The organism is Stenotrophomonas maltophilia group sp. RNC7 (assembly GCF_030910085.1).
GTDB lineage: Bacteria > Pseudomonadota > Gammaproteobacteria > Xanthomonadales > Xanthomonadaceae > Stenotrophomonas > Stenotrophomonas sepilia.
Map to the genome: position 1 here is coordinate 1 of NZ_JAVFVN010000295.1, position 458 is coordinate 458.

1 pseudogene is annotated in these 458 nt (G+C 52.0%); it reads right to left on the reverse strand.

What is annotated here, in order from left to right:
• Nucleotides 1-134 precede the first annotated feature (134 nt).
• Nucleotides 135-458, reverse strand: a pseudogene (locus RCF13_RS04570) (hypothetical protein); the annotation flags it as partial.

The following is a 458-nucleotide window of genomic DNA, read 5'->3' on the forward strand; positions in this document are numbered from 1 at the left end:
CTCGATCCAGGTCGTCCTATAACGCAGCTGCAGGATGCCGCTGCAGCCAGTAAGCAGAAGCGGCCCTAGGGCCGCTTCGTCATCAACCGATGGTTGTATGTTGTATTGCGATACAACATACAACACGCTACAGCTTAGCCCCTCGTGACGCTGTTCGGCGGCCTGAACTCCTTCCTGGCCATTTCCAGCCCGGCCTTAACGGCCCAGCCGCCCCACAAAATTAAAAAAAAAGCGCCCAAAAAAAACCCCAACCCCGCATCATAAATGTACCCAAAAACAAACCCCCCCCCCCCCTGATTACCGCCACCAACCCCCCCCAAATTTAAAATATACAATACAACACCCCCCCAAAAAAACCAAATACACCAACCCAACCGCCCCCCGGAATCCATAAACCAAAAAATTCCCCAACCCCCCCCCCACCAAAACCAATAAAAATTTACCCAACAACAACCCAA